The organism is Vibrio sp. 2132-1, assembly GCF_033344315.1.
Map to the genome: position 1 here is coordinate 1 of NZ_JAWPON010000918.1, position 502 is coordinate 502.

Sequence of the window (502 nt, forward strand, 5' to 3'; positions counted from 1 at the left end):
GGAAATTGTGCCGCTTTACGCGCGCTTGTCGGCGGGTGAACAGAACAAAATCTTCCAACCGCATGCTGGTCGTCGAATTGTACTGGCAACCAACGTGGCAGAAACCTCGTTGACGGTTCCGGGCATCAAATACGTGATCGATCCGGGTACGGCGCGTATTAGCCGTTACAGTTACCGTACTAAAGTACAACGCCTTCCAATCGAGCCAATTTCTCAGGCGAGTGCGAACCAACGTAAAGGTCGTTGTGGTCGTGTGGAAGAGGGTATCTGTATCCGTCTGTACTCAGAGGAAGATTTTGAGTCGCGCCCAGAGTTTACCGATCCCGAGATCCTGCGTACCAACCTAGCATCGGTTATCTTGCAGATGACGGCACTTGGCTTGGGCGACATTCAAGCGTTTCCATTTGTGGAAGCGCCGGATAAACGCAACATCCAAGACGGTGTTCGCTTGTTGGAAGAGCTTGGTGCGATTAACGCCGAAGCGAAGGACGCGAAAAAACGC

Annotated in this window: 1 protein-coding gene; it reads left to right on the forward strand. The window is 52.4% G+C overall.

Features of this window, described 5'->3' with window-relative positions:
• Window positions 1-502: helicase-related protein (locus R8N47_RS28725; RefSeq protein ID WP_318186549.1), on the forward strand; the 502-nt coding region annotated here is incomplete at both ends.